Source organism: Streptomyces sp. NPDC053755 (genome assembly GCF_040677675.1).
Lineage (GTDB): Bacteria > Actinomycetota > Actinomycetes > Streptomycetales > Streptomycetaceae > Streptomyces.
On sequence record NZ_JBFASK010000024.1, the window covers coordinates 1 to 25,060 of the forward strand.

Annotated in this window: 19 protein-coding genes; 8 read left to right on the forward strand and 11 right to left on the reverse strand. The window is 71.0% G+C overall.

All coding sequences use genetic code 11. The annotated features are described in order from the left end of the window. Nucleotides 1-69: 69 nt before the first annotated feature. Nucleotides 70-957 (reverse strand): tRNA (adenine-N1)-methyltransferase, encoded by an 888-nt coding sequence (locus AB0K65_RS22245; RefSeq protein WP_019884997.1) that lies wholly within the window; start codon nucleotides 955-957, stop codon nucleotides 70-72. Nucleotides 958-975: 18 nt separating this feature from the next. Continuing rightward, nucleotides 976-2,265 carry a site-2 protease family protein gene (locus AB0K65_RS22250; RefSeq protein ID WP_365719101.1) on the reverse strand — a complete coding sequence of 430 codons (1,290 nt, stop codon included), beginning with the start codon at nucleotides 2,263-2,265 and terminating at the stop codon, nucleotides 976-978. A gap of 126 nt (nucleotides 2,266-2,391) precedes the next feature. On the opposite strand from AB0K65_RS22250, the gene AB0K65_RS22255 reads away from it, so the two are divergent. Then, on the forward strand, nucleotides 2,392-3,294 hold the full coding sequence (locus AB0K65_RS22255) for a RecB family exonuclease (protein WP_365719103.1): 903 nt from the start codon (nucleotides 2,392-2,394) through the stop codon (nucleotides 3,292-3,294). A 10-nt stretch (nucleotides 3,295-3,304) separates the two neighbouring features. Further along, a complete protein-coding gene (locus AB0K65_RS22260) occupies nucleotides 3,305-3,976 on the forward strand; it encodes a response regulator transcription factor (protein ID WP_361439024.1) in 672 nt (223 codons plus the stop codon). Between the two features lie 75 nt (nucleotides 3,977-4,051). On the opposite strand, the gene AB0K65_RS22265 is transcribed toward AB0K65_RS22260, so the two are convergent. The 4 genes from AB0K65_RS22265 to metH all read right to left on the reverse strand — a co-directional run bounded on the left by AB0K65_RS22265 (nucleotide 4,052) and on the right by metH (nucleotide 12,442). Further along, nucleotides 4,052-5,632 (reverse strand): ABC transporter substrate-binding protein, encoded by a 1,581-nt coding sequence (locus AB0K65_RS22265; protein WP_365719105.1) that lies wholly within the window; start codon nucleotides 5,630-5,632, stop codon nucleotides 4,052-4,054. 75 nt (nucleotides 5,633-5,707) lie between these two features. Next, on the reverse strand, nucleotides 5,708-7,300 hold the full coding sequence (locus AB0K65_RS22270; RefSeq protein ID WP_365719107.1) for an ABC transporter substrate-binding protein: 1,593 nt from the start codon (nucleotides 7,298-7,300) through the stop codon (nucleotides 5,708-5,710). Nucleotides 7,301-8,032: 732 nt separating this feature from the next. Continuing rightward, on the reverse strand, nucleotides 8,033-8,731 hold the full coding sequence (locus AB0K65_RS22275) for an HAD family phosphatase (protein ID WP_365719109.1): 699 nt from the start codon (nucleotides 8,729-8,731) through the stop codon (nucleotides 8,033-8,035). A 201-nt stretch (nucleotides 8,732-8,932) separates the two neighbouring features. Then, nucleotides 8,933-12,442 (reverse strand): methionine synthase, encoded by a 3,510-nt coding sequence (gene metH, locus AB0K65_RS22280; RefSeq protein WP_365719111.1) that lies wholly within the window; start codon nucleotides 12,440-12,442, stop codon nucleotides 8,933-8,935. Between the two features lie 291 nt (nucleotides 12,443-12,733). Here metH and AB0K65_RS22285 point away from each other — a divergent pair, with 291 nt between their 5' ends. The 5 genes from AB0K65_RS22285 (at nucleotide 12,734) to AB0K65_RS22305 (ending at nucleotide 19,009) form a co-directional block, all read left to right on the forward strand. After that, nucleotides 12,734-13,498, forward strand: coding sequence for an IclR family transcriptional regulator (locus AB0K65_RS22285; RefSeq protein ID WP_365719269.1), 765 nt, complete (start codon nucleotides 12,734-12,736; stop codon nucleotides 13,496-13,498). A gap of 256 nt (nucleotides 13,499-13,754) precedes the next feature. After that, on the forward strand, nucleotides 13,755-14,513 hold the full coding sequence (locus tag AB0K65_RS22290; RefSeq protein WP_365719113.1) for an MIP/aquaporin family protein: 759 nt from the start codon (nucleotides 13,755-13,757) through the stop codon (nucleotides 14,511-14,513). A 34-nt stretch (nucleotides 14,514-14,547) separates the two neighbouring features. After that, nucleotides 14,548-16,095 carry a glycerol kinase GlpK gene (gene glpK / locus AB0K65_RS22295; protein ID WP_365719115.1) on the forward strand — a complete coding sequence of 516 codons (1,548 nt, stop codon included), beginning with the start codon at nucleotides 14,548-14,550 and terminating at the stop codon, nucleotides 16,093-16,095. 14 nt (nucleotides 16,096-16,109) lie between these two features. Next, a complete protein-coding gene (locus AB0K65_RS22300; protein ID WP_365719117.1) occupies nucleotides 16,110-17,714 on the forward strand; it encodes a glycerol-3-phosphate dehydrogenase/oxidase in 1,605 nt (534 codons plus the stop codon). Between the two features lie 209 nt (nucleotides 17,715-17,923). Further along, entirely contained in the window at nucleotides 17,924-19,009 is a 1,086-nt protein-coding gene (locus AB0K65_RS22305; RefSeq protein WP_365719119.1) for a PAC2 family protein, read from the forward strand. Between the two features lie 286 nt (nucleotides 19,010-19,295). Here AB0K65_RS22305 and mshC read toward each other — a convergent pair whose 3' ends face one another. The 4 genes from mshC to AB0K65_RS22325 all read right to left on the reverse strand — a co-directional run bounded on the left by mshC (nucleotide 19,296) and on the right by AB0K65_RS22325 (nucleotide 22,861). After that, nucleotides 19,296-20,525 (reverse strand): cysteine--1-D-myo-inosityl 2-amino-2-deoxy-alpha-D-glucopyranoside ligase, encoded by a 1,230-nt coding sequence (gene mshC, locus AB0K65_RS22310; protein ID WP_365719121.1) that lies wholly within the window; start codon nucleotides 20,523-20,525, stop codon nucleotides 19,296-19,298. Between the two features lie 143 nt (nucleotides 20,526-20,668). After that, entirely contained in the window at nucleotides 20,669-21,490 is an 822-nt protein-coding gene (locus AB0K65_RS22315) for an SCO1664 family protein (protein WP_365719123.1), read from the reverse strand. Further along, on the reverse strand, nucleotides 21,487-22,077 hold the full coding sequence (locus AB0K65_RS22320) for a DUF3090 domain-containing protein (protein ID WP_365719125.1): 591 nt from the start codon (nucleotides 22,075-22,077) through the stop codon (nucleotides 21,487-21,489). Before AB0K65_RS22320 ends, AB0K65_RS22315 begins: the two co-directional genes overlap by 4 nt. Before the next feature lie 85 nt (nucleotides 22,078-22,162). Then, nucleotides 22,163-22,861 (reverse strand): histidine phosphatase family protein, encoded by a 699-nt coding sequence (locus AB0K65_RS22325; RefSeq protein WP_365719127.1) that lies wholly within the window; start codon nucleotides 22,859-22,861, stop codon nucleotides 22,163-22,165. Between the two features lie 129 nt (nucleotides 22,862-22,990). On the opposite strand from AB0K65_RS22325, the gene AB0K65_RS22330 reads away from it, so the two are divergent. Continuing rightward, nucleotides 22,991-23,983, forward strand: coding sequence for a magnesium and cobalt transport protein CorA (locus tag AB0K65_RS22330; protein ID WP_365719271.1), 993 nt, complete (start codon nucleotides 22,991-22,993; stop codon nucleotides 23,981-23,983). A gap of 54 nt (nucleotides 23,984-24,037) precedes the next feature. Here the strand turns inward: AB0K65_RS22330 and AB0K65_RS22335 are convergent, their stop codons facing one another. Then, on the reverse strand, nucleotides 24,038-24,823 hold the full coding sequence (locus tag AB0K65_RS22335; RefSeq protein WP_365719129.1) for a ferritin-like domain-containing protein: 786 nt from the start codon (nucleotides 24,821-24,823) through the stop codon (nucleotides 24,038-24,040). Nucleotides 24,824-25,060 lie beyond the last annotated feature (237 nt).

The following is a 25,060-nucleotide window of genomic DNA, read 5'->3' on the forward strand; positions in this document are numbered from 1 at the left end:
GTTCCCGCCGTGCGGCGGGAACTCGACGGCGGCACGCCTGCGTTGCCGGGGTGTCAGGCCGTCGGGGCGTCAGCCCTTGTTGGGGCCTTCGTAGTCCTCGCCGTAAGCGCCCTTGGCGGGGCGGCGGCGGCGCATCGGCGGCTCGACGCCGTCGGCGAGGCGACGGGCGGTGACGAGGAAGCCGGTGTGGCCGATCATCCGGTGGTCCGGGCGGACGGCGAGGCCTTCGACGTGCCAGTTGCGGATCATCGATTCCCAGGGCTGCGGCTCGGCGTAGCAGCCGAACTCGCGGATGGACTCCACGGTGCGGGCCAGCTGGGTGGTGGTGGCCACGTAGCAGCAGAGGATGCCGCCGGGGACGAGCGCCTTGGAGACGGCCTCCAGGCACTCCCACGGGGCGAGCATGTCGAGGATGACACGGTCGACGTCGGTGTCGGACAGATTGTCCTGGAGGTCGCCGACCGTGAGCTGCCACGCGGGGTGCGGGCCGCCGAAGTAGCGCTCGACGTTGCCCTTGGCGATCTCGGCGAAGTCCTCGCGGCGCTCGTAGGAGTGCAGCATGCCGCTGTCGCCGATGGCGCGGAGCAGGAAGCTGCTGAGCGATCCGGAGCCCACGCCGGCTTCGACGACGCGTGCGCCGGGGAAGATGTCGGCGAAGGCGAGGATCTGCCCCGCGTCCTTCGGGTAGACCACGGCGGCGCCGCGGGGCATGGACAGGACGTAGTCGGGGAGCAGGGGGCGCAGCGCGAGGTAGGCGACGTTTCCCGTGGTACGGACAACACTGCCCTCGGGAGCACCGATCAGCTCGTCGTGGGGGAAGGAACCCTTGTGGGTGTGGAAGTTCTTCCCGGCCTCGAGCGTGAACGTGTAGTGGCGTCCCTTGGGGTCGGTGAGCTGGACCTGGTCCCCGACCTTGAAGGGCCCGCGACGGCGGGCGGCACCGGTCGGTTCGGACATGTGACCAGAGTACCGGGGTTACGAGGAGGGTCTTGCCATGGCCCGGACGAAGGCGCGCTCCACGTCGGCGGTGGACAGCACGCCGTAGATCTCGCCGGTGTCCTCCACGACGAGGTACTCCGTGGCCGGGCTGGCCCTCAGGTGGTCGAGCAGGGGCTGGCCGGCGAGCTCGGCGGGGACCCTCATGCCGTCGGTGAGGTCCTGGGCGAGGGTGCTGACGGCGACCCAGGGGCGCCGGTGCTGGGGGACGCCCGCGATCGCGGTCTCGCGGACGAGGGCGGTGGGGACGCCCTGCGCGTCGACGACGACGAGGGCGCGGGCGCCCGCCTCGTTGGCCCGGCGCAGCGCCTCGGAGAGGGGGGTGACGGGCTCGACGGGGATGGCGCGGCGGGTGAGGCTGCGGGCGCGCAGGTCGGGCAGGTGCTCGCGCAGCCGGGCCATGCGCAGGCTGTTGCCCGCGCCGGTCCAGATGATGGCGGCGAGGATGGCGGCGAGGAGTGCGTCGGTGACGGTGTCCATGCCGCTGATGTCGTCGGTGGAGTTGCCCAGGAGGCCCGTGCGGGTGAGCAGGGGCAGGCCGATGAGGACGGCGACGGCGAGCGCGCGGCCGACCCAGGCGGCGGCGACCGTGCCGCTCATGGGCTTGCCGGTGATCTTCCAGACGACGGCGCGGAGCATGCGGCCGCCGTCGAGGGGCAGGCCTGGCAGCAGGTTGAAGACCGCCACGATGAGGTTGGAGATCATCAGGCCCGCGAGCAGGACCCCGGGGACGGTGCCGGGCTCGACGGCGTACAGCGAGACGTAGAAGAGTCCGGCGAGGACGAGGGAGAGCAGCGGGCCGACGAAGGCGAGGACGAATTCGCGGCCGGGGGTCTCGGTCTCCTTCTCGATCTCGGAGACGCCGCCGAAGAACTGGAGCTGGATGCGGCGGACCGGGAGCTTGAAGCGGAGGGCCGCGAGCGTGTGCGCCAGCTCGTGGACCAGGACGGAGGCGTAGAAGGCGATGGCGAAGAAGAGCGAGACCAGGTAGCGCGCACCGCCGAGGTCGGGCAGGACGCGTTCGATCTGGTCGCCGAAGACCCAGGTGATCAGGGCCGCGACCAGGAACCAGCTGGGGGCGACGTAGACGGGTACGCCGAAGGGGCGGCCCATGAGGAGCCCGCCGCCGGGATCCTCGGCCCGCCGGCGCTTGCCCGGGCCCGCGCCGGAGGGGCCTCCGGCGGGGTTCGGTGCCGCGGGCTTCGATTCCGATTCCGCTTCGCCGGACTGCGGCCGGGGGTCCTGGCCGCGCTCGTCGTCCTGGTTCACGGGTTCCTTTCGTCGCCGAACTGCATGACCTTCGTCACTGCGTCACGGTTCGATCATGCAGTGCGACGGGGTCTGCCGTCGATGGTATTCCGCTCGCTGTCGGTGGCGGGTCGTAGGGTCTGAGTCATGAGTACGAGCGAGCAGCCGCCGGCGGGGTCCCGGACGCCCACGTCGTTGTCTCCGTCGCGGGCGAGCGACTTCATGCAGTGTCCCCTGCTGTACCGGTTCCGGGTGATCGACAGGCTGCCGCAGAAGCCGAGCGAGGCGGCGACGCGGGGGACGCTGGTGCACGCCGTCCTGGAGCGGCTGTTCGACGACCCGGCGGTGCAGCGGACGGCCCCGCGGGCGAAGGCGATGATCCCGGGGCAGTGGGACAGGCTGCTGGAGTCGAAGCCGGAGCTCGGCGAGCTGTTCGCCGAGGACGCCGAGGGCGAGCGGCTCGCGCGCTGGCTGGGTGAGGCGGAGCGACTGGTCGAGCGGTGGTTCACGCTGGAGGACCCGACGCGGCTGGAGCCGGCCGAGCGTGAGCTGTTCGTGGAGACGGAGCTGGACTCGGGGTTGCGGCTGCGCGGGGTCATCGACCGGATCGACGTGGCGCCGACGGGCGAGGTGCGGATCGTCGACTACAAGACGGGGAAGGCGCCCCGGCCGGAGTACAGCGAGGGCGCGCTGTTCCAGATGAAGTTCTACGCGCTGGTGATCTGGCGCTGGAAGCGTGTGGTGCCGCGCCGGCTCCAGCTGGTGTACCTGGGCAGCGGGGACGTGCTCACGTACGACCCGGTGGAGGCGGATCTGCTCCGGGTGGAGCGGAAGCTGCTGGCCTTGTGGGAGGCGATCCGGGAGGCGACCGAGTCGGGCGACTGGCGGCCGCGGCCGACCAAGCTGTGCGGCTGGTGCGACCACCAGGATCTGTGCCCCGAGTTCGGGGGGACTCCCCCGGTGTATCCGCTGGAGATCGTTTCCGCGCGCCCGCCGGAGTCGGGCGAATCCGGGCAGGGCAGAATGGAGCCGGTCCAGCCCGCCCCGTGAAGGAGATCCCGTGGCTATCCGCGTCCTACTGGTCGACGACCAGCCGCTGCTGCGCACCGGCTTCCGGATGATTCTGGAGGCGGAGCAGGACATCGCGGTCGTCGGTGAGGCAGGGGACGGGCTCCAGGCCCTGGATCAGGTCCGGGCGTTGCAGCCGGACGTGGTGCTGATGGACATCCGGATGCCCCGGATGGACGGTGTGGAGGCGACGCGGCAGATCACCGGCCCGGGCCGCGACGGTCCGGCCAAGGTGCTGGTGCTGACCACGTTCGATCTGGACGAGTACGTGGTGGAGGCGCTGCGGGCGGGTGCGAGCGGGTTCCTGCTGAAGGACGCCCCGGCCAACGAGCTGGTGCAGGCGATCCGGGTGGTGGCGGCGGGAGAGGCGATGCTGGCTCCGTCGATCACGCGTCGCCTGCTCGACAAGTACTCGGCGCACCTTCCGTCGGGCGACGAGCAGGTGCCCGACACCCTGAACACGCTGACCGACCGTGAGGTCGAGGTGCTGAAGCTGGTGGCGCGCGGCCTGTCGAACGCCGAGATCGCGGCGGACCTGTTCGTCAGCGAGACGACGGTGAAGACGCATGTCGGGCACGTGCTGACGAAGCTCGGTCTGCGGGACCGGGTCCAGGCGGCGGTGTACGCCTACGAGAGCGGCCTGGTCCGCCCCGGCGCGCAGTAGGTCCCGCGAGAGATCCCTACGGCGAAGGGCCCGGCGCGCTCCATCCGCGCGCCGGGCCCTTCGCCGTCCGCCGGGTCAGCTCTTCTTGATCTCCCAGAAGCGGAAGACCGTGGAGGCGTCGAGGGTCCATTCCAGGCCGGTGACGTTGTCGCGGGCGACGGCGTACTGCTTGCCCTGCCAGAGCGGAAGCAGGGGCAGCTCCTCGGCGACGATGTCCTGGAGCTTGCCGAAGTCCTGGGCCGTGGCGGCGCGGTCGGCGGCGGCCGCGGTCCTGGGGATGAGGCTGCCGGTGATGGTGGAGTTCTCGTACTGGTTGCCCAGGACGTTGCCCTCGCCGAAGAAGGGGGTGGTGAAGTTGTCGGCGTCGGGGTAGTCGGGGACCCAGCCCTTGACGTACACGCCGTACTTGCCGGCCTCGATGTCCTTCTCGTACTGCTCGAACGCGACCGACTTCACGTCGGCGTCGAACAGTCCGCTGATGTTGAGCTGACCGGCTATCGCCTTGAGCTCCTGGTCGGTGGCGGGGCCGTAGCGGCTGGGCGTGGACCAGAGGGTGAGCTTCACCTTGTCGGTGATCCCGGCCTTGCGGAGCGCCTTCTTCGCCTTGGCCGCGTCCGGGCTGCCGTAGGTGTCGAAGAAGGCGGTGTTGTGTCCGGCGATACCGGCCGGGACGATCGAGTAGAGCGGCGTGGCCGTCGACTTGTAGACGTCCTGGACGAGGGACTCGCGGTCGACGAGGTGGGCGATGGCCTGGCGGACGCCCAGCTTGCCGACGACGGGGTCCTTGACGTTGAAGACCAGGTGCTGGACCTCGGCGCTGGTGCCCTGGACGATCTCGATGCCCTTGTCGGCCGTGCTTCCGGAGGCTTCGAGGGCGGCGATGTCGTCGGCGGCGAGCCCACGGTAGGCGACGTCGATCTCGCCCGCGGAGAAGGCGTCGGAGAGGGCCTCGCGGTCGCCGGCGTAGAGCTTGAGGGTGACGCCGCTGTTCTTCGGCTCGACGCCGCCCTTGTAACCGGCGTTGACGGAGAAGACGGCCTCGGTGTCGCTGAGGGTGTCCAGGGTGTACGGGCCGGAGCCGACGACCTTGCCGTCGGTCCGCAGCTGGTCCGCGGCGTACTCGCGGTGGTCGACGATGGAGCCGGCTCCCGAGGCGATCTTGCTCGGGAAGGTGGCGTCGGGAACCTTGAGGCGGAAGACGACGGTCAGATCGTCGGGGGTCTCGATGGAGCCGATGGTCGACAGCAGCGGGGCGGGCCCGGACGGGTCGTCGATCTTCAGCGCCCGCTCGAAGGAGTACTTGACGTCCTTCGAGGTGAGGGGGTTGCCGTTGGAGAACGTGAGGCCCTCGCGCAGGGTGCAGCGGTAGACCTTGCTACCGGCTCCGAACGCGCACTCCTCGGCGGCTTCCGGCTCGGGGACGGAGGCGCCCTTGGGGAAGCTGAGGAGGGACTGGAAGACGTTGTTGAACAGGAGCCAGGAGCCGGGGTCGTAGCCGGCGGCGGGGTCAGTGGCCAGAATCTCGTCGGACATGCCGACGCGGACGCTGCCGCCGGAGCCGCCGGAGTTCCCGCCCTGCTCCGCGCCGCAGCCGCTGAGCAGGGCGGCGGACAGACCCGCGGCGAGCGGAGCCGTCAGCCACTTGTTGTGCTTCACAGAACGTGCCTCTTGATCTCTTGCCAGGCCGGCCGCGCGCCCTGCGCGGCCGGTGTAACCGAGCGGGGTGAGGGGTCAGGCGGTACCGCGGCCCAGCTCCCACAGGAGCAGGTCCGAGGAGGTGTTCAGCGCCCATTCGACACCGGTGACGTCGTCGCGTGCGGCGACGTACTGCTTGCCCTGCCACAGGGGCAGGACGGGGACGTCCTTGGCGACGATCTCCTGGATCTGCCCGAAGACGGGGGCCGCGGCGTTGCGGTCGGCCGAGCGGCGCGATCGCGGGATCAACTGGTCGCGGACGGCCTTGTTGACGTAGGGGGTGTTGAGGAAGTTGTCCGAGTCCAGGAACGGGGCGACGTAGTTGTCCGGGTCCGGGAAGTCGGGGAACCAGCCGAGGCCGTAGACGGGGTAGTCCCCACGCTTCTGCGCCGCGCGGAACGTGGACCACTCGGCGCCCTCGACGGTGACGTCGAAGAGGTCCGTGGCGTTGAGCTGGTCGCGCAGCGCCTCGAACTCCTTCTTGGTGGCGGAGCCGTAGTGGTCGCTGGTGTAGTGCAGCGTCAGCTCGACGGGCTTCTTGATGCCGGCGCCGCGCAGGATGCCGGCCGCCTTGGTGGTGCTGGGCTCGCCGTAGGTGTCGAAGAAGGCGGTGGAGTGGCCGGTGACACTGGAGGGGATCAGCGAGTAGAGCGGCTTGGCGGTGGGGCCGTAGACGTCGTCGACCAGTTCACCGCGGTCGACGACGGCGGCGATGGCCTGGCGGACCGCCTTGTTCTTGACGGAGGGGTCCTCGGTGTCGAAGGCGAGGTAACGGATCTCCAGACCCGGGACCTCGGTGAGTTCGACGCCCTCCTGCGGCCGGTCGGTCAGTTCCTTGATCTGCTCCTGCGACATCGAGCGGGCCATCATGTCGATCCGGCTGTCCCGCAGGGCCTTGCCCATGGTGTCCGCGTCCGCGAAGGAGCGCAGTTCGACCACGTCGTTGCGCAGGGCGATGTCGCCCTTGTACCGCGGGTTGCGGGTGAAGACCACCTTGGTGACCGTGTCGCCGTCGTGCTCGGCCTTCATGGTGTACGGGCCGGAGCCGTCGACCTCGAAGCCGTCACGCAGCTCCTTGGCGCTGTACGTGTTCTTGCTGAGGATGCCGGCGACCGGGGTGGAGAGCTTGTACGGGAAGGTCGCGTCGGGCGTCTTGAGATGGAAGACGATCTCGCGCTCGCCCTTGGTCTCGACGGTGTCGATGTTGGCGAGGAGGGCGGCCGTACCGTTGTCCGACTTGATGGCGAGCACGCGCTCGACGGAGAACTTGACGTCCTCGGCGGTGACGGGGGTGCCGTCGGCGAAGGTGAGCCCCTCGCGCAGCTTGCAGCGGTAGCTCTCGCTGGCCCGGTCACTGAATCCGCAGCTCTCGGCGGCCTCGGGGACGGGCTCGCCGCCGCCGCGGGGGACGTGCATGAGGGTCTGGACGGTCTGCCGGAGGATGTTCCAGGCGCCGGTGTCGTAGGCGAAGGCCGGGTCGAGGGGAGCCGGGGCGTCGTCGGTGGCGACGAACCGGTCCGTGGTGCCGACGACGATGGCTCCGGCCTCGTCCGAGCCGCCGCAGGCGACGAGCAGCGGGGCGAGCATGCCTGCCGCCAGGGCGGGCAGCACCAGAGTCTTGCGGTTCATCGTGGTCGTTCTCCTCATCCGGCACTGGGATACAGCGGTTGCGGACACTCCGCCGCTGCCGCCCGTTCGGGGCGGGCGATCGGGCCGGGATGGTGAGCGATCGGTCCTGTGTTCGCGGCGACTTGGGTATGCGCCGGGGCACGCGGATAAGCGCGGCGAAGTACTCACGAAAGATTAGTCGGCGAGGGCGGTGGGCCCGGACCGCGGACGGCCCGGTTCCGCACCACACAGTGATCATGAATGCGGCGGACCCGATAGTCATGCGGGGGAACGTATCCCGACGGAGGCCGCGAATCAGGACACACGGGTGGGCCGCAATCACCGCTATCCGGACAGGGCTCACAAGAAGGCCACCCGCCGGTCGGCACGCTGCGTGACCAAGGTCACGCGGTGGCCCGGTCGTCGGGTGGCCGGAACGGATCGGCGGGGTGCCGCGAAGGTGACGGTGGGGCGAGGAGCCGGGGGCGACCGGGGAGCCGGGGAGGGGTGCGGCCGCCAACGGGCGGGGATCGGGCGCCGGGCCGGTCGGGACCGCGGGGGGCCGGAAACCGGGCGGGCTCAGGATGGGGGCCGGCCTCGCCCGGGCGGGCGTCCGGCCAGGGAGCAGCCTCGCCCGGGCGGTCGCCGGGTCAGGGGCCGGCCTCGCGCCGGGTCAGGGGCCGGCCTCGCGCCCGGTCAGGCGCCGGCCTCGCGCCGGGTCGGGGGACGGCCGCGCCCGGCGCCGGCGGCGGGTCAGGGGCCGGGGATGAGGGTCCGCAGGAAGGAGACGTCGACGTCCTCCAGGGAGCGGACGACGACCCGGCCCTCGGAGGGCGCGATGGGCGCCACCGAGGGGACGGCCACGACCCGGCAGCCGGCCGCCTCAGCGGCCGCCACGCCCGTCGCCGTGTCCTCGATGACCGCGCACAGCGTCGGGTCGGCGCCGACACCCCGCGCGGCCGTGAGGTAGGGCTCCGGGTGGGGCTTGGTCTGGACGACCTCGTCGCCCGCGACGCTGAGGGCGAAGCGGTCACGGCCGAGAGAGGCGAGCACGCGGTCGATGATGCGGCGGTGCGAGGCGGAGACCAGGGCGGTCGGGATGTCGTGGTGCGCCAGTTCCGCGAGCAGCCGCTCCGCGCCCGGCATAAGGGGCACACCGCGGTCGATGCGCTGCTCGAACTTCTCGTTGAGCAGGACCGTCAGCTCGGCGAGCGTGATGTCGGCGCCGGTGGCCTCGATCAGATAACCGGCGCTGCGGGTCATGGGCCCGCCGACCACGATGTCGCGCCAGGTCTCGTCCAGCCGGTGGCCGAGGGTCGCGAAGGCCTCCACCTCCGCGTCCCACCAGAACCCCTCCGTGTCGACGAGGGTGCCGTCCATGTCGAGGAAGACCGCTTGCAGGGCGGAGCTGCCGTTGGCGTGGAACAAGGACGCGGGGACCGTACTGGTCATCCGGCACACCTCCATGGAGGGACGAGAAGGCCGGTCTCGCTCCCCAGTACGGGGAGGGAGACCGGCCTGCGCTGGACCGACAAGTGTACGTCCCGATCATGCCGCACGCCGGGAATTACCCCCGTGAGGTGCGTCGCGGTGTCGCTCGGCGTGCCCCGTCGCGGCGCCGGGCGCGGTGTCTCGGCGCGCCCGGCGGGTCGCTCAGCGTGCGTTGAAGTACTTCGCCTCGGGGTGGTGGATGACGATCGCGTCCGTGGACTGCTCGGGGTGGAGCTGGAACTCCTCGGACAGCTGGACGCCGATCCGCTCGGGGCGGAGGAGTTCGGCGATCTTGGCGCGGTCCTCCAGGTCGGGGCAGGCGCCGTAGCCGAGGGAGAAGCGCGCGCCGCGGTACTTGAGCGCGAACATGTCCTCGACGTCGGCCGGGTCCTCGCCGGCGAAGCCCAGCTCGGAGCGGACACGGGCGTGCCAGTACTCGGCGAGGGCCTCGGCCAGCTGGACGGACAGGCCGTGGAGCTCCAGGTAGTCGCGGTAGGAGTCGGACTCGAAGAGCTTGGCGGTCGCCTCGCCGATCCTGGAGCCGACGGTGACGACCTGGAGGCCGACGACGTCGGTCTCGCCGGACTCCTCCGGGCGGAAGAAGTCGGCCAGGCACAGACGCCGGCCGCGGCGCTGGCGGGGGAAGGTGAAGCGGGTCCGCTCGTTGCCCTCCTCGTCCAGGATGATCAGGTCGTCACCCTTGGACACACAGGGGAAGTAGCCGTGCACGACGGCCGCCTCGAGGAGGTTCTCGGTGTGCAGCCGCTCCAGCCAGCCGCGCAGGCGCGGCCGGCCCTCGCTCTCCACGAGCTCTTCGTAGGACGGCCCGTCGCCGGCCCGGTTCTGCTTGAGGCCCCACTGGCCCTTGAACAGGGCGCCTTCGTCGAGCCAGCTCGCGTACTCCTTGAGCTGGATGCCCTTGACGACCCGGGTTCCCCAGAACGGCGGGGTGGGGATCGGGTTGTCGGTGGCGACGTCGGAGCGGCCGCCCGGCTCCGCCTCCTCGACCTCCAGGGCCGTGGTCCGCGCCGCGACCCGGCGCTGCTTCAGCTCGGGCAGAGACGCTCCCGGGACTCCGCGCTTGACCGCGATCAGGGCGTCCATCAGGCGCAGGCCCTCGAAGGCGTCGCGGGCGTAGCGGACCTCGCCCTGGTAGATCTCGTGGAGGTCCTGCTCGACGTAGGCGCGGGTCAGGGCCGCGCCGCCGAGGATGACGGGGAAGTCGGCGGCAAGCCCGCGCTGGTTGAGCTCCTCCAGGTTCTCCTTCATGATCACCGTGGACTTGACCAGGAGGCCCGACATGCCGATGACGTCGGCGCGGTGTTCCTCGGCCGCCTCCAGGATCGCCGAGACCGGCTGCTTGATCCCGAGGTTGACGACGTTGTAGCCGTTGTTCGACAGGATGATGTCGACCAGGTTCTTACCGATGTCGTGGACATCACCACGGACGGTGGCCAGCACGATCGTGCCCTTGCCGTCGTCGTCGGTCTTCTCCATGTGCGGCTCCAGGTGGGCCACCGCGGTCTTCATCACCTCGGCCGACTGGAGCACGAACGGCAGCTGCATCTGCCCCGAACCGAACAGCTCACCGACGACCTTCATGCCGTCCAGGAGCGTCTCGTTGACGATGTCCAGGGCCGGCGTGGTCTGCAGGGCCTCGTCGAGGTCGGCCTCCAGGCCGTTCTTCTCACCGTCGATGATGCGACGCTTGAGCCGCTCCTCCAGCGGGAGGGCCAGGAGCTCCTCCGCCTTTCCTGCCTTCAGGGACTTCGTGGTGGCGCCCTCGAACAGGGCCATCAGCTTCTGCAGCGGGTCATACCCCTCCGCGCGCCGGTCGTAGATCAGGTCCAGCGCCGTGGTGACCTGCTCGTCGTCGAACCGCGCGATCGGCAGGATCTTCGACGCGTGCACGATCGCCGAGTCCAGGCCCGCCTTCACACACTCGTCCAGGAAGACCGAGTTCAACAGGATCCGCGCCGCCGGGTTCAGACCGAAGGAGATGTTCGACAACCCCAGCGTCGTCTGCACCTGCGGATGACGCCGCTTCAGCTCTCGGATCGCCTCGATCGTCGCGATCCCGTCCTTACGCGACTCCTCCTGACCCGTGCAGATCGTGAAGGTCAGCGTGTCGATCAGGATGTCCGACTCGTGGATCCCCCAGTTCCCCGTCAGGTCCGCGATGATCCGCTCCGCGATCGCCACCTTGTGCTCGACCGTCCGGGCCTGGCCCTCCTCGTCGATCGTCAACGCGATCAGAGCGGCCCCGTGCTCCTGGGCCAGCCGGGTCACCTTCGCGAACCGCGACTCCGGCCCGTCGCCGTCCTCGTAGTTCACCGAGTTGATCACCGCACGGCCGCCGAGCTTCTCCAGGCCCGCCCGCAACACCTCCACCTCGGTGGAGTCCAGCACGATCGGCAGCGTCGACGCCGTCGCGAAACGACCCGCCAGCTCCTCCATGTCGGCCACACCGTCACGGCCGACGTAGTCGACGCACAGGTCCAGCATGTGCGCGCCCTCACGGATCTGGTCCCGGGCCATCTCCACGCAGTCGTCCCACCGGCCCTCCAGCATGGCCTCACGGAACTTCTTCGACCCGTTCGCGTTCGTCCGCTCACCGATCGCCATGTACGCCGTGTCCTGACGGAACGGGACGGTCTGGTAGAGCGACGCGGCACCGGGCTCGGGGCGCGGGTCGCGGACCGCCGGTGTCAGGCCGCGCACCCGCTCGACGACCTGCCGCAGGTGCTCCGGGGTCGTGCCGCAGCAGCCGCCGACCAGGGACAGCCCGTACTCCCGTACGAAGTTCTCCTGCGCGTCCGCGAGCTCGGCCGGGGAGAGGGGATAGTGCGCGCCGTCCTTGCCGAGGACCGGCAGACCGGCGTTGGGCATGCAGGACAGCGGGATCCGGGAGTGCCGCGCCAGATAGCGCAGGTGCTCGCTCATCTCCGCGGGGCCGGTCGCGCAGTTCAGCCCGATCATGTCGATCCCCAGCGGCTCCAGAGCCGTCAGAGCCGCGCCGATCTCCGAACCCAGCAGCATCGTGCCGGTCGTCTCCACCGTCACGGAGCAGATCAGCGGGACGTCCGCGCCCAGGGCGTCCAGCGCCCGGCGGGCGCCGATCACCGACGCCTTGGTCTGGAGCAGGTCCTGGGTGGTCTCCACCAGCAGCGCGTCCGCGCCGCCCGCCAGCATCCCCTCGGCGTTCCGCTGGTAGGCGTCCCGCAGCGCGGTGTAGGGGGCGTGTCCCAGCGTCGGGAGCTTCGTGCCGGGGCCCATGGAGCCGAGGACCCAGCGCTGCCGGCCCGTGGAGGCGGTGAACTCGTCCGCGACCTCCCGGGCGATCCGCGCGCCGGCCTCCGACAGCTCGTACACCCGCTCGGGGATGTCGTACTCCCCCAGGGCCGCGAGGTTCGCGCCGAAGGTGTTCGTCTCCACGCAGTCCACGCCGGCCGCGAAGTACTCCTCGTGCACCGACCGCACGATGTCCGGCCGGGTCACGTTCAGGATCTCGTTGCAGCCCTCGAGGTTCTCGAAGTCGTCCAACGTGGGGTCCTGGGCCTGGAGCATGGTGCCCATCGCACCGTCCGCGACGACGACTCGACTGGCGAGTGCCTCACGGAGGGCTGCGGCGCGGGTCCGGCTGTCAGCGGAAGGGGTCGGCGACGAGGCCATGGATGAGCTCCCTGGGATGCGACGGCTGTCGGCTTTGCACGCTCGGTGGAGGGTGCACGGGGCCAGACTAACCGTGCGGGTGCCGGGGTGGACATGGTGTCCCACGAGCCGGACGGCATCCTGTGTGCGGGGACTCCCGGCCGCACGCCTTCTTGACCGACACTGTCCGAGTAACACACGGTCGACATCGACCGATAGTGTTCAGCATTGTCGAACGGCATGATCCACGGGATCCTGTCCGTAGGATCCCCGCGACCGTGCGGGATCGAGGAGAGGGAGAAGGGCCGGGCGATGGCGAAGAACATCCAGTCGCTTGAACGGGCGGCGGCGATGCTGCGACTGCTCGCGGGCGGCGAGCGCCGACTCGGCCTCTCCGACATCGCCTCCTCGCTGGGACTGGCCAAGGGGACGGCGCACGGCATCCTGCGCACGCTCCAGGCCGAGGGCTTCGTGGAGCAGGACGCGGCCTCGGGCCGCTACCAGCTGGGCGCGGAGCTGCTGCGCCTCGGCAACAGCTATCTCGACGTGCACGAGCTGCGGGCCAGGGCGCTGGTGTGGACGGACGACCTGGCGCGCTCCAGCGGCGAGAGCGTGCACCTGGGCGTGCTGCACCAGCAGGGCGTGCTGATCGTGCACCACGTGTTCCGGCCGGACGACAGCCGCCAGGTCCTGGAGGTGGGGGCCATGCAGCCGCTGCACTCCACGGCGCTGGGCAAGGTCATCTCGGCGTACGACCCGGTGGCCCACAGCGAGGTCCTGGAGGTGCCGCGGGAGGCCTTCACCCCGCGCACGGTCACCGACCTGGAGGACTTCGAGACGCTGCTCGACACGACCCGGGCGCGGGGCTGGGCCGCGGACGTGGAGGAGACCTGGGAGGGCGTGGCCTCCGTGGCGGCGCCGATCCACGACCGGCGGCGGATGCCGGTGGGCGCGGTGGCCATCACGGGTGCGGTGGAGCGCGTCTGCGGCGACGGCGGGCTGCGCTCCGAGCTGGTCGCGGCGGTCCGGGACTGCGCCCGCGCGGTCTCGCGCGACCTGGGGGCCGGCCGCTTCTGAGAGGTTCGTACGACATCGGGGAACCCGTCGGTAACGATCGCGTTATCGGCGGGTTTTTCGTTTCCCGGACCCTTGACGCGCTGTTAACCGGAGGGCAAAACTTCCGTTCATCGGTCGGCATTGTCGAACACCTACCGGCAATACGCGTTAGAGTGTGGCAGTGCCAAGGGCCGGCAACCGCCCTCACGTGAGGGCACGGACCACCGGTGGGACCCGGGGTTCGCCTTCCCCTGGACGAAGGACAAAGGAGTCGCGGGTGTCCAGCTCCGACATCTTCATCGGCGAGACCATCGGAACCGCCGTTCTCATTCTGCTCGGCGGCGGCGTCTGCGCCGCCGTCACACTCAAGAGCTCCAAGGCCCGCAACGCGGGCTGGCTCGCGATCACCTTCGGGTGGGGCTTCGCGGTCATGACCGCCGTGTACATGACCGCTTCCCTCTCCGGTGCCCATCTGAACCCCGCCGTCACGGTCGGTATAGCGGTCAAGGACGGGGACTGGGGCAACGTACCGGTCTACATCGCGGGCCAGATGCTCGGCGCCATGATCGGCGCGGCGCTGGTCTGGGTGGCCTACTACGGCCAGTTCCGGGCGCACCTCACGGACCCGGAGACGCTGGGCGAGAAGCCGATCGAGGGCCCCGGCCCCGTGCTCGGCGTCTTCTCCACCGGGCCGGAGATCCGGAACGTGTGGCAGAACCTGGCCACCGAGATCATCGGCACGGTCGTCCTGGTCCTCGCGGTGCTGACACAGGGCCTCAACGACAGCGGCAAGGGCCTCGGCGTCCTCGGCGCGCTGATCACGGCCTTCGTCGTCGTCTCCATCGGCCTCTCGCTCGGCGGCCCGACCGGCTACGCCATCAACCCGGCCCGCGACCTCGGTCCGCGCATCGTGCACGCCCTGCTGCCGCTGCCGAACAAGGGCGGCTCCGACTGGAGCTACGCCTGGATCCCGGTCGCCGGTCCGCTGATCGGTGGCGCCCTCGCAGCGGGTATCTACAACATCGCGTTCGCCTGAGCCGTCCTTCTTCCAGACCTCCCTTGGAGTAACCGTGACCGACGCACACACCGCCGGGTCTTCCTCCCACGGCAGCGGCCCGTTCATCGCCGCCATCGACCAGGGCACCACCTCGTCCCGCTGCATCGTCTTCGACAAGGACGGCCGGATCGTCTCGGTCGACCAGAAGGAGCACGAGCAGATCTTCCCCAAGCCCGGCTGGGTCGAGCACGACGCCGCCGAGATCTGGACCAACGTCCAGGAAGTGGTCGCCGGAGCCATCCACAAGGCGGGCATCACCGCCGCCGACGTGAAGGCCATCGGCATCACCAACCAGCGTGAGACCACGCTGCTGTGGGACAGGAACACCGGCGAGCCGGTCCACAACGCCCTCGTCTGGCAGGACACCCGCACCGACGCCCTGTGCAAGGAGCTCGGGCGCAACGTCGGCCAGGACCGCTTCCGCCGCGAGACCGGCCTGCCGCTGGCCTCCTACTTCTCCGGCCCCAAGGTCCGCTGGCTGCTCGACAACGTCGAGGGCCTGCGCGAGCGCGCCGAGCGCGGCGACATCCTCTTCGGCACCATGGACTCCTGGGTCATCTGGAACCTCACCGGTGGAGTCGACGGCGGCCACCACGTCACCGACGTCACCAACGCCTCGCGCACCATGCTGATGAACCTGCACACCATGGCCTGGGACGACAAGATCCTCCAGTCCATGCAGATCCCGGCCGCCGTGCTGCCGGAGATCCGGTCATCCGCCGAGGTGTACGGCACCGTCAAGGGCGGCGTCCTGGACGGCATCCCGGTCGCCTCCGCGCTCGGCGACCAGCAGGCGGCCCTGTTCGGCCAGACGTGTTTCGCCGAGGGCGAGGCGAAGAGCACGTACGGCACCGGCACCTTCATGCTGATGAACACCAGCGACAAGATCATCAACTCCTACAGCGGCCTGCTGACCACGGTCGGCTACCAGATCGGCGACCAGAAGCCGGTCTACGCCCTGGAGGGCTCGATCGCCGTCACGGGCTCGCTGGTGCAGTGGATGCGCGACCAGATGGGCCTGATCAACTCCGCCGCCGAGATCGAGACGCTCGCCTCCTCGGTCGAGGACAACGGCGGCGCCTACTTCGTGCCGGCCTTCTCCGGCCTGTTCGCCCCGTACTGGCGCTCCGACGCCCGCGGCGTGATCGCCGGCCTCACCCGGTACGTCACCAAGGCGCACATCGCCCGTGCCGTCCTGGAGGCCACCGCCTGGCAGACCCGCGAGATCACCGACGCCATGACCAAGGACTCCGGCGTCGAACTGACCGCGCTCAAGGTCGACGGCGGCATGACCTCCAACAACCTGCTGATGCAGACCCTCTCCGACTTCCTGGACGCGCCGGTCGTGCGCCCCATGGTCGCCGAGACCACCTGCCTCGGTGCCGCCTACGCCGCCGGCCTGGCCGTCGGCTTCTGGCCGGACACCGACGCCCTGCGCGCCAACTGGCGCCGGGCGGCGGAATGGACCCCCCGCATGGACGCCGACAAGCGCGACAGCGAGTACAAGAGCTGGCTGAAGGCCGTCGAGCGCTCCATGGGCTGGCTCGAAGAAGAGAACTGACGAGGAGTAGATCGATGACCACCCTGCAGAGCGTCCCCGCCCTGGGGACGCACCCGGCTGCCGGTTCCCTCCCGAGCCGCGCCGAGACCCGGGAACAGCTCTCCAAGGCGACGTACGACCTCCTGGTGATCGGCGGCGGCATCCTGGGCATCTCCACCGCCTGGCACGCCGCGCAGTCGGGCCTGCGGGTGGCCCTGGTGGACGCCGGCGACTTCGCCGGCGCCACCTCCTCCGCCTCCTCCAAGCTGCTCCACGGCGGTCTGCGCTACCTGCAGACCGGCGCGGTGAAGCTGGTGGCGGAGAACCACTTCGAACGGCGCGCGGTCTCCCGCCAGGTGGCACCGCACCTCGCCAACCCTCTCACCTTCTACCTGCCCGTCTACAAGGGCGGGCCGCACGGCGCGGCCAAGCTCGGCGCGGGCGTGTTCGCGTACAGCGCGCTGTCGGCCTTCGGCGACGGCGTCGGGCACCTGCTGAGCCCGTCGAAGGCGGCGCAGGACGTTCCCGAGCTGCGCACGGACAACCTGAAGGCCGTCGCCGTCTACGGCGACGACCAGATGAACGACGCCCGTATGGCGCTGATGACGGTCCGTGCCGCGGTGGCCGCCGGTGCCACCGTCCTCAACCACGCCGAGGTCACCGGCCTGCGCTTCACGCGGGGCCGGGTCACGGGCGCGGAGCTGAAGGACCGCACCAGCGGGGACGAGTTCGGCGTCAGCGCCCGGCTCGTGCTCAACGCGACCGGCCCATGGGTGGACCACCTGCGGAAGATGGAGGACCCCGCCGCCGCCCCGTCGATCCGGCTGTCCAAGGGCGCGCACCTCGTGCTCAAGCGCACCTCCCCCTGGAAGGCCGCGCTCGCGACGCCGATCGACAAGTACCGCATCACCTTCGCCCTGCCGTGGGAGGACATGCTGCTGCTCGGCACCACCGACGAGGAGTACGAGGGCGACCCCGGCCAGGTCGAGGTCACCGAGAAGGACACCGCGCAGATCCTCGACGAGGCGGCCTTCTCCATCCGCGACCAGCAGCTGTCGCGCGATCTCATCACCTACGCCTTCGCCGGGCTGCGGGTGCTGCCCGGCGGCCCGGGCGACACGTCCAAGGCCAAGCGGGAGACGGTGGTCACCGAGGGCCGGGGCGGCATGCTCTCGGTGGCGGGCGGCAAGTGGACGACCTTCCGCCACATCGGCCGTACGGTGATGAGGAAGCTGGAGTCCCTGCCGGGCGGCCCGCTCGGCGAGGACTACGAGCCGGTCTCCGCCCTGCCGAAGCGGCTGCCGCTGCCCGGCATAGCCAACCCGGCCGCGGTGGCGCACCGGTTGCTCGTCGACGGTCCGGCACCCGGTCCACGGATGTCGGCGGACACCGCCAAGCACCTGGCGACGCACTACGGTTCGCTCTCCTTCGACATCGCCCGGATGGCGAACGAGAACCCGGAGCTCGGGCAGCGCATTCACCCGGACGCGCCGGAGATCTGGGCGCAGGTCGCCTACGCGCGTGACCACGAGTGGGCCGAGACCGCGGACGACGTGCTGCGCCGGCGTACGACGCTGACGATCCGGGGTCTGGCGACGGACGAGATCCGCGGCAAGGTCGAGGACATGCTCGGCAAGTGACGGTGTGTGAGGCGAGGGGCGGACTCCCGGACGGGAGGCCGCCCCTCACTCGTGCGCGGCGGAGTCGCGCGTCCCGTGTGCCGACCGGTTTTCCTGGGTAGTCGATCATGGCGGCGAGGTCGCCGAGTCGTGTACGAGGGCTGCGGGCGGGTCGCCGGGAAGCCTTAAGGTTGGTCCGTACGACAGGAACTTCGTAAAGGAGGCGCTGGGTGATCGAGCTCGAGGGGGTTCCCGAGCTGATCGACCCGGTCATGGTGGCCGCGTTCGAGGGCTGGAACGACGCCGGCGACGCCGCCTCCACCGCGGTCGCCCATCTCGACCGGGAATGGAAGGGCGAGGTGTTCGCGGCGCTGGACGCCGAGGACTACTACGACTTCCAGGTCAACAGGCCCACGGTATGGCTGGACAACGGCGTCCGGAAGATCACCTGGCCGACGACCCGGCTCTCCGTGGTCCGGATCGGCGGTGACAAGCCGCGCGACCTGGTCCTGGTGCGCGGGATCGAGCCGTCCATGCGCTGGCGTTCGTTCTGCAACGAGATCCTGGGCTTCGCCCACGAGTTGGGCGTGGAGATGGTGGTGATCCTGGGCGCGCTGCTCGGTGACACCCCGCACACGCGGCCGGTCCCGGTCAGCGGGGTCACCTCCGACCCGGACCTGGCGCGGACGATGGACCTGGAGGAGACGCGCTACGAAGGCCCCACGGGCATCGTCGGCATCCTCCAGGAGGCGTGCACGCACGCCGGTGTGCCGGCGGTCAGCCTGTGGGCGGCCGTCCCGCACTACGTCTCGCAGCCGCCCAACCCCAAGGCGACGCTGGCGCTCCTGAACCGCCTGGAGGACCTGATCGGTCTGCGCATCCCGCTGGGCGAGCTGCCCGAGGACGCGCGGGCCTGGCAGCTGGGCGTGGACCAGCTGGCCGCCGAGGACAGCGAGGTGGCGGAGTACGTCCAGACGCTGGAGGAGGCGCGGGACACGGCCGAACTGCCGGAGGCCTCGGGCGAGGCGATCGCCCGGGAGTTCGAGCGGTATCTGCGGCGGCGTGAGCCCGGGCAGGGGCCCGGCCTGGCGACGGAGGGCGGGGACGCCTCCTATCTGCGGGATCCGCCCCCGGGCGGCCGGGCACGGCCGCCGAAGCCGGACCAGCCGGGGCCGGAGTCGGCGCCGGAGCTTCCCGGGGCACCCGAGGCGTCCCCGGGCGACGGTCCCGGAGACGGCACCACGGACGGGCCCGCGGAAGGCCCGGCGGACGGTCCCGCGGACGGGGACGGCGCCGGAGGCGACGCGGAGAAGTGAGACGTACGGCAGGGGGCCGCACCGAGGTCGGTGCGGCCCCCTGGTCTGCGGGGACGCGGCGCCGGTGGGCCGGGAGCAGCCGAAGCGGGCCGCGGTCCAGGCGCCGCGGTCCCCGCTCTTCGCACCGTTGCCGGTGATCCGCAGCCGGATGGGCCGGGCGCCGCCGAGGTCGACGTCCACCGGGACGGTCGCCGAGACGCCGCTCAGCGGGACGTGAAGGAACCGCCCTCGGACTTCGTCCGGAAGTCCGAGGGCGGTTGCCCGAAGGCGGTGGCGCGAGGTGCTCTCAGAGCGCGACGCCGAGGAGGGCGTCGACCGCGCGGGAGACGAGGCCGGGCGCGGACTCGTCCGTGCCGCCGTCCTCGTTCTGCCGGGCGGCCCAGCGGTCGACCGCGGCGAGAGCGGCGGGGGCGTCGAGGTCGTCGGCGAGCGCCTCGCGCATCTCCTCGACGAGCGCGTCGGCGGAGAGACCGTCCGGGCGCGAGACGGCGGCGCGCCAGCGTTCGAGGCGCTCCACCGCGTCCTGGAGGACCTGGTCGGTCCACTCCCAGTCCGCCCGGTAGTGGTGCGAGAGCAGGGCGAGACGGATGGCCGCCGGGTCGACGCCCGCGCGGCGGAGCGCGGAGACGAACACGAGATTGCCCTTGGACTTGGACATCTTCTCGCCGTCCAGGGCGACCATGCCGGCGTGGACGTACGCCTTGGCCATGGGGAACTCGCCGGTCAGCGCCTGGGCGTGGGAGGCGCCCATCTCGTGGTGCGGGAAGATCAGGTCGGAGCCGCCGCCCTGCACGTCGAAGCCCATGCCGAGGTGGTCCAGGGCGATGGCGACGCACTCGATGTGCCAGCCGGGCCGGCCGGGACCGAGGCTGCCGCCGTCCCAGCTGGGCTCGCCCTCGCGGGCCGCCATCCACAGCATGGGGTCGAGGGGGTTCTTCTTGCCGGCGCGGTCCGGGTCGCCGCCGCGCTCGGCGGAGAGGTGCCGCATCAGCTCGGTGTCGTAGTGCGACACCTGGCCGAAGTGCGGGTCCGCCTCGACGGAGAAGTAGATGTCGCCGTCCAGCTCGTAGGCGGCGCCGGTGTCCCGCAGCCGCTCGACGAGCGGCACGATGCCCGGTATGGCCTCGACGGCTCCGATGTACTGCTGCGGCGGGAGCATCCGCAGGGCGGTCATGTCCTCGCGGAACAGGGCGGTCTCGCGCTCGGCGAGGCCCACCCAGTCGATGCCGTCGCGGATCGCCCGCTCCAGGAGCGGATCGTCCACGTCGGTCACGTTCTGGACGTAGTGAACCTGCCGCTTGGTGTCGAGCCACACGCGCTGAACGAGGTCGAACGCGTTGTAGGTCGCCGCGTGACCCAGGTGGGTCGCGTCGTACGGCGTGATGCCGCAGACGTAGATACGGGCGACGGGACCGGGGGCGAGGGTCACTCGCCCGCCGGTCGCGGTGTCGTGGATCCGGAGGTCGCGGCCCTTGCCGGGAAGGGCGGGGACCTCAGAAGCGGGCCAGGCATGCATGACCTGAGCGTAACCGGACAGCTGTTCCGGATACGAACCGGATGCGGGATCTTGACCGAATAGGCGGTCTTGCGGGTCAGAGGCGTCCGTGCATACCCCAGGGGGGTCCGGAGGGCTCTCCAGGGGTGGCCGGATCCGACCGGTCAGACCGGTGGCCAGGGGATGGCGGGCCACCGTCCCGACGGCTCGGGATGCCGGCCGCTCGCCCGCAGGGCAGTGACACGCATGCGCAGGGCGCGCACCTCGGTCTCGGTGAGCAGCTGGGCCAGGCGGGTGGCGAGGGGGGAGCCCGGGGCGAGGGAGCGGTCGAGCCGGTCCAGCATCTCGGTGGCCTCGGCGGGCAGCTCCTCCCCCGCCCAGCCCCACAGCAGGGTGCGGAGCTTGTCCTCCGCGTTGAAGGTGACGCCGTGGTCGATGGCGTACAGACGCCCGTCCGGGGCGGGCAGCAGATGGCCGCCCTTGCGGTCGCCGTTGTTGATGACGGCGTCCAGGACAGCGAGGCGGCGCAGGTCGGGGCTGTCGGCGTGCACGAGGAGCGCGGTGCGGTCCTCCCCGACCTGGGCGGGGCCGACGGCCTTCCAGCCCTCGCCGGCCTCCTCGTCCTCGGTGAGCGCGAGAAGGGTCGCCGAGGGGTCCGCCTCGATCCAGAGCTGGACCATGCCCTGGCCGTACGGTCCGTCGCGCAGCACGGTGGGCGGTACGAGCCCCCAGCCGGTGGCCTCGGAGAGCTCGTAGGCGGCCACCTCCCGCTGGGCGAGGGTGCCGTCGGGGAAGTCCCACAGCGGGCGCTCGCCGGCGACCGGCTTGTAGACGCAGGCGGCCTCCTCGCCGTCGTGCGTGACGGAGCAGAGGAGCACGGCGTTGGACGCCTCGCGGACCTGGCCGCGGACGGTGAGTTCCCCCCGGGTGAGCAGCTCGATGACCGGCAGGGTCGGCGCGGTCGGCAGGCTCGGCACGTCCGTCATGCTCCGCGCCGGTAACCGTTCTGGCGAGGGCACACGTGCCCTTCGGGGTCGAGCGGAAGGCTGCACAGGGGGCAGGGCGGACGGCCGGCGTTGACCACGTCGAGGGCGCGCTTGGCGAAGGCTCTGGCCTGGGCTCCGGTGAGTCTGACCCGCAGCATCGGCGGGCCGTTCTCCTCGTCCTGGAGCAGGCGTTCCTCGGCCTCGGCGAGGTCCTCGTCGGTCTCGGCCTCGAGTTCGACGAGCGCCTGGGCCTCGACGATCATGCGCTGTTCCTCGCCGTCCCAGGCCAGCGCCATGGTGCCGACGCGGAACTCCTCCTCGACGGGGGCGTCCAGAGGAGCGGTGTCGGCGATGTCGGCGGGGGCGACGGCCGGGACCGGGGCGTTGCCCCCGGTGCGGCGCACCACCTCGTCGAGCAGTTCGTCGATGCGTTCGGCGAGAGCCGCCACCTGGGTCTTCTCCAGGGCCACGCTGGTGACCCGGCCGGCCCCGGACGCCTGCAGGAAGAACGTACGGCGGCCAGGCAGCCCGACCGTGCCGGCCACGAAACGCTCCGGTGGGTCGTAGAGGAACACCTGACGGGACACGTCCCTGTCTCCCTTGCGTCTCGACGGTTGGAGGCCCGCCGTTCGGAGGCCTACAGCGGCCTGTCCACCCTACTGCGCGGATGGATCACGGTGCGCCCGCACCGCCACCGACCTCAGCGGTCCCGCCGGAGTCCCGGCCGTCGCCGCTGTCGCGGGGGGTGAGCGCGGCGAAGTCGCCGGTGTCGCCGAGGCGTACGACGAAGGGGCGGAGCCGCGTGTAGCGGATCACGGTGAGGGAACACGGGTCGACATGGATCCGCTGGAAGAGGTCGAGGTGCATGCCGAGCGCGTCGGCGACGACCGACTTGATGATGTCGCCGTGCGAGCACATGGCGTAGACCGCGTCCTCCCCGTGCTCGGCCTCGACGCGCGCGTTCCAGTCGCGTACGGCTTCCACGGCCCGCGTCTGCATGGCCCGCATCGACTCTCCGCCCGGGAAGGCCGCCGCGGAGGCGTGTGCCTGGACGACCTCCATCAGGGGGTCGTCGGTGAGTTCGGCGAGCTTGCGGCCGGACCAGTCGCCGTAGTCGCACTCGTTGATCCGCTCCTCGGTGTGCAGCGGAAGGCCGGGCCGGGCGTCGAGGAGCGGCCGTACGGTCTCGCGGCAGCGCTGCAACGGGCTGCTGACGACGGCCGCGAGCGGCACTCCGGCCAGCCGGCCGGGCAGCGCGGCGGCCTGGGCGGCTCCCCGCTCGTCGAGCGCTACCCCGGGCGTCCGCCCGGCGAGGACTCCGGAGGTGTTGGCGGTGGAGCGTCCGTGGCGGACGAGGATCAGCGTGGCCATGGCGGCAAGCGTAGGCGGTGTGGCGCACGTGGGTGAGCGCCGGGACGAAGGAGCGGGGCACGCGCGCGTGGAGGAGCGGCGGGTGCCGAAGGCGTCGCACGCGTGCGGGCGGGCCGTCGAGGGGGGAGAATACTCCGCGTGATCGTCGACTCTGCCCTCTACAAGTGCGGTGCTCGTGCCGACGGGCCGGCCGATCTGTCGGACGCCCTCGAGGAGGCCCGCGCGTCCGGTGACGCCTTCCTGTGGGTGGGCCTCCACGAGCCGACCGCCCATGAGTTCGATCACGTCACGGCCGAGTTCACGCTGCACCCGCTCGCGGTCGAGGACGCCCTGAAGGCCCATCAGCGGCCCAAGCTGGAGGTGTACGACGACTCGCTGTTCGTCGTCCTCAAGCCCGTGCTGTACGAGCCCGAGAGCGACCGGGTCAGCACGGGGGAGCTGATGGTCTTCATCGGCGACTCGTTCGTGGTGACCGTCCGGCACGGCGAGGGGGCGCCGCTCGCTGCCGTACGACGCCGTCTGGAGGCCGAGCCGGACGTGCTCCGGCAGGGTCCGACGGCCGTGCTGTACGCGATCAGCGACGCGGTCGTGGACCACTACATCGAGGTGGCGGGCGAGCTCCAGGTCGACCTGGAGGAGCTGGAGGCGGACGTGTTCGCGCCGACCGGCGGCACCGGGGCGAACACCGCGGAGCGGATCTACACCGCCAAGCGCCAGGTGCTGGAGTTCCGCCGGGCGGGCGGTCCCCTGGCGGGGCCGATGGAGCGGCTGGCGGCGGGGACCGTGCCGTTCGTGAGCGAGGACGCGAAGCCGTTCTTCCGGGACGTGAGCGACCACCTCATCCGGGCCAACGACCAGGTGGAGGCGCTCGACCGGCTGCTCTCGGACGTGCTGTCGGCGCATCTGGCGCAGATGGGCGTGCGCCAGAACGACGACATGCGGAAGATCTCGGCCTGGGCGGCCATGGCCGCGGTCCCCACCATGGTGGCGGGGATCTACGGCATGAACTTCGACCACATGCCCGAGCTGCGCTGGGCGGGGTCGTATCCGCTGGTGATCCTGCTGATGGCGGGCGCCGTGTTCGGCCTGCACCGGCAGTTCAAGCGCCGGGGCTGGCTGTAGAACCGGCCCCGGCGCACGACCGCCCGGGGCACGGGCGGCCGGAAGACCGGGGGGTCAGAAGGCCGGGGCGGGTACCGGCGGACCGCCCAGCGCGTCGCGCCGTTCGGGCATCGCGAGGTTCACCATCTTGTGCCAGCCGCCGACGCGCTCGTACGCGTACATGCCGTGGATGCCGGCGACGAGGGCCGCGGACTTGACCGCGGGCCACTTCAGGATGCGGCCCATGTGCCCCATCACGGCGAGGCTGACGTCCCGGTAGATCTTGATCTCGGACAGGGCGGACTCGCGCAGGGTCCGGTGGATGAGGCGGCCGTGCCCCGCGTACGCGAGGCGGAGCAGCTCCTCGTGGCAGTACGCGAGGTGGTTCTCCTCGTCGTCGCAGATCATGTGGATGGCCTTGCCCAGTTCGGGGTGGTTCCCGAAGTAGGTGACCAGCATGTCCATCTGGTCGGCGGCCCGCTGTTCGGTGACCCGGCTGTGGGAGAGGTAGACGATGATGTCCCGCTCGCTCAGGGGCTCCTCGCGACGCAGCTTGTCGTGGGGGAGGCCGATGCCGTTCCGTTCGAGCAGCATCGTGTAGTCGGTCTCCGGCGGCACCGGCACGGGGTCCAGACCGCGTTTGCGCAGCAGGGCGTGGAAGATCCGGCCGTGCTTGTCCTCGTCGGCACCGTGCCGGGTGATCTTGGGGGCCAGCTCGCGCATGCCCGGGGGGACGAGCGCCGCGATCCGGCCGTTCTCCCAGCCTCCCTGCGCCTCGCCGCTGGCGGCGATGGAGCAGAAGAGCCGGAAGGCCTCGTCGTTGTCGATGATCTCCTGGAACAGGCCCTTGGCCGTGAGCATTGCTGCCACCTCCATGCGGGCGGCCGCACGCCGCACGTCCGCAGACCACGAGTCAAGTGCGCCGGGGCGGGTCGGGCAACACGAGGGCCCGCGGGACTCGGCCGAAAGACGGAGTCCCGCGTCCGTAACCCGCCGCTCGGTGGAGCGTTGTGCTCCGTGACGGCCGTGGCGGGGAAGACCCCCCGAGCCCCCACCACGGCCGCAGACTTCCGGGACCGGCCGGCGCGAGACGCGCCG

Excerpts from the sequence above, each read along its gene's own strand:
- AB0K65_RS22300 (WP_365719117.1), top strand. The coding sequence starts at position 16,110 with ATGACCACCCTGCAGAGCGTCCCCGCCCTGGGGACGCACCCGGCTGCC.
- mshC (WP_365719121.1), bottom strand. The coding sequence starts at position 20,525 with ATGCATGCCTGGCCCGCTTCTGAGGTCCCCGCCCTTCCCGGCAAGGGC.
- AB0K65_RS22315 (WP_365719123.1), bottom strand. The coding sequence starts at position 21,490 with ATGACGGACGTGCCGAGCCTGCCGACCGCGCCGACCCTGCCGGTCATC.
- AB0K65_RS22245 (WP_019884997.1), bottom strand. The coding sequence starts at position 957 with ATGTCCGAACCGACCGGTGCCGCCCGCCGTCGCGGGCCCTTCAAGGTC.
- metH (WP_365719111.1), bottom strand. The coding sequence starts at position 12,442 with ATGGCCTCGTCGCCGACCCCTTCCGCTGACAGCCGGACCCGCGCCGCA.
- AB0K65_RS22325 (WP_365719127.1), bottom strand. The coding sequence starts at position 22,861 with ATGGCCACGCTGATCCTCGTCCGCCACGGACGCTCCACCGCCAACACC.
- AB0K65_RS22335 (WP_365719129.1), bottom strand. The coding sequence starts at position 24,823 with ATGCTCACGGCCAAGGGCCTGTTCCAGGAGATCATCGACAACGACGAG.
- AB0K65_RS22275 (WP_365719109.1), bottom strand. The coding sequence starts at position 8,731 with ATGACCAGTACGGTCCCCGCGTCCTTGTTCCACGCCAACGGCAGCTCC.
- AB0K65_RS22270 (WP_365719107.1), bottom strand. The coding sequence starts at position 7,300 with ATGAACCGCAAGACTCTGGTGCTGCCCGCCCTGGCGGCAGGCATGCTC.
- AB0K65_RS22255 (WP_365719103.1), top strand. The coding sequence starts at position 2,392 with ATGAGTACGAGCGAGCAGCCGCCGGCGGGGTCCCGGACGCCCACGTCG.
- AB0K65_RS22285 (WP_365719269.1), top strand. The coding sequence starts at position 12,734 with ATGGCGAAGAACATCCAGTCGCTTGAACGGGCGGCGGCGATGCTGCGA.